This is a genomic window from Pseudomonas sp. FH1 (genome assembly GCF_000510895.2).
GTDB lineage: Bacteria > Pseudomonadota > Gammaproteobacteria > Pseudomonadales > Pseudomonadaceae > Aquipseudomonas > Aquipseudomonas azotoformans_A.
In genome coordinates this window covers 1-2,896 of sequence record NZ_AOHM01000121.1, presented here as the reverse complement: position 1 = coordinate 2,896, position 2,896 = coordinate 1, and the positions used below count along the sequence as shown (strand labels likewise).

The 2,896-nt window shown below is 51.9% G+C and carries 2 protein-coding genes; both read right to left on the bottom strand.

All coding sequences use genetic code 11. From position 1 onward, the window contains the following. Window positions 1-337: 337 nt before the first annotated feature. Entirely contained in the window at window positions 338-2,389 is a 2,052-nt protein-coding gene (locus tag H096_RS26080; RefSeq protein WP_033902238.1) for a hypothetical protein, read from the bottom strand. Window positions 2,390-2,537: 148 nt separating this feature from the next. Beyond that, window positions 2,538-2,828 (bottom strand): hypothetical protein, encoded by a 291-nt coding sequence (locus tag H096_RS34050; RefSeq protein WP_156717530.1) that lies wholly within the window; start codon window positions 2,826-2,828, stop codon window positions 2,538-2,540. Between the last annotated feature and the right edge of the window lie 68 nt (window positions 2,829-2,896).

Sequence of the window (2,896 nt, the reverse complement as noted above, 5' to 3'; positions counted from 1 at the left end):
CTATGGCTCAGCAGTCGAAAAATAGCGGCCTACTTCAGACCATCCTTAAAGGCGATGGTTTGAAATTGAATACAGATGACATTTGATGTACCTCTGGGTTGGCGTTCCTTTACGCAAGAATCTGGCTGGTTCCAAAGTGCGTGGGAGCCTGCCAATCGAGCGGTGCCAAGGTATCCAGAGTGATTACCGGTATATGTAGGACTTATCCTAAGTAGTTGCATCTATAGGCGTTTTGCTTCAGGAGAACTCTCCTGTTGCCTACATGGGAAGGGTTTTTTTTCCATAAAAAAGCCAAAGAGCGAATTAATCGCTCTTTGGCCTAGCCTCTCAACACTCACTATGGGCCGGGTACGGCGCTACCATCGCAGAAGGTCCCGTTAGTGCCCGGCGCCCCGGATTTCTGGCCGCGTACACGCTGGATCGCATTATTGGAGTTCAGGCTCCCTCCACCTGCCTGCGGGATGCTGTAGAAGAGTTTTGCGGAACCTGCAAGCCTTGTCGCAAACGTCGGTTGAATAGTTTTGAAGATCGTTGCATAGGGCCCGAGGTTGATCGTGAACCCCAGGTTGATGTCGGACTGTTGCGTGATTGTGTGAGTTGCACTACCCACCGCAGCGGGCACCTCCATACCCGCAGTAGCGGCATCATCGCTATAACCCTGCCAGTGCAAGGTCACCACCATATTCAATGCAAACTGAGTGCTTGGCGGGATAAACACCACCAGATTACCGGGTGGAGGCCCTTTGGGTACGAAGCTGTCGCAGTTGATGAAGACGTTCGCCGTAAGATTTTGCACTACCGGTTTATCCAGCGAGACAAAGTTCGCGGTCACGTTCACAGGCGTAAGGGGTGATTGCTGTTTATTGGTGGTGCCCGCCGATTCGATGGTGTAATACGCCAGTTTGGTGCCGTTTTTTCCGGCGACGATCGCGGGCCAGGGGATGACCATGTCAATTTCTTGATCCGCGACGCCACTGGGAACAGGCAGGGCGGGAGGTACAAAAAGCCCGTCATAATAGAGCCTGATCGTAAAGGCTCGAGCGTCGGGGGTGGGTGGATCACTCCAAAGCTTAATGCGCGCAATAGCAGGGCGAGTGGCATGGTCAGGAGTCAGTTCATTGTCAGGCCCCTCTGCGCCCAAGAAGTCTCTACCGATCACCCGAACTGGATTCAGTTTGTTATTGATCAGGTCTGAACCACCCGGTGTAGGCCCTACAACAAACAGATCCAAATCGGTCGTCGCAGTCAAGACTGCTGGATAGGAAACCGTGCGGCGCTTGACCGAATAAGAAACCGTCAGTGGCAACAGCCCTACTGTTGCACCGTAGAGCGCTACCAGCGCTAGATAATCTACCGGAACTCGGATCGGGAATGTGGCACTGCTCACTGGAAACTCAGGCACATCGTAAGAACCCAGGCTGGTAGTGAGTTTGACAAGCAAACTATCGGACGCGCGCAACACGTTGTCGTAAACAGGGACACGCACGACCATGCCACTGAGTGCCGCTACATCATCACGGTCGGTCAACCCATCACCGGGGACAGCCAAATCGATGGTGGGAGCTTTGAAATTGCTGGGTTTGGGAAACAGGCTTACGTCAAAGTTGAAGGCACCCGACTGTTTGTACATCGGATTGCCGGCCGCATCGACGATCAGATACCGCAAGCTGTGGACGCCATCCGGAGCCCCTTGAACGACCGATAGCGGCAGGGGGAAAGTGCGATCGGCGGGAATTGGCCAATACGGGTCAGGGTTACCTACAACGGGCAGGTAGGGATCATCCGAATTGGCGAAAAAGAACAGTGCCCGATCACCGGGGGCTTTGCCATAAGGAACATAGTCAGGAATGGTAAAAATTGCAGATTCATTCGGCTTGCCCATGAAGTAATCAGCCCCCACGGAAGCAGGCAGATCCGTGGGTGGAATAGGTGCAGGAATGGTTCCAACATAAGCCTCATAGGCCCCTTCAAGGTCAGCAATCAATAACTGGGGTAGAGACTCGGTGGTGTTACCCACTTTGAAAACGAAAAACGAATATTTGATCTGGTGAATACCAGGGGCACGCCGAGCACGCGCGATATTCACTTCGAGCCCGGTTGCCGGAAGTGAAGACACACTTTGGGTTAAATAAGGATCACCGAAGTCGGCTGCATCATTTGGCTTGATCCACAGACTGAAAAAGTCGGGTTCAAGTGGGTCCGTACTGAAGTCGTCGGGCCGGGGAACAATGAGTTTTGTGTTTTCGCTCAATGAGGCTGCGCGTTTCAGCAAGCCGGGAAAGCCTGGGACCTGATCCTCTAGTACTCCGTCAGGAAGAGCGGAAATTCCTGGATTGGCCCTGCGTGAATTCTCAAAGCATCGAATAGTGTCCAACGTATTCTTTTTCATGTTGATCTCCGGTGTTACTCAGGTAGCACAATAGTTTCAAGGCGTGCGCGAACGCACAACGATACATTGCTGAGGTTTAATCTTTATAAATACGACCTGAAAACTTCGGCCACCGACAACAATAACTGCTGCCGAAAACCGAAATCCATTATTTACTCGACAGCAGTGTTGCCACCCCCGTAGTTGAACATGAGATTACATCGCCCGCCTTGCAATAACCTGGCGCGCTATAGTTCAGATCAACATGAATTCTTCTAGGCGAAGACTCACCTATCAGTACACCACCGCGCCTGACTTGGTACCAGGCTTTCGCGCTGCCAAAGTCTCTCATAGGAACAACTTTTTCTTCGTAGGGAGCAACAATAAAATTCAATCCGTTGGCCAGGTCATTGCCGTTATTGAAAACGCCATTTTCAGCAAATCTTGACTCATCAATCACCGGTGGCACCCAGTTATAACTGGGCGGTTGCAGGAGCTGAGTGCAACACGGTCATTGAATTGAAGCTG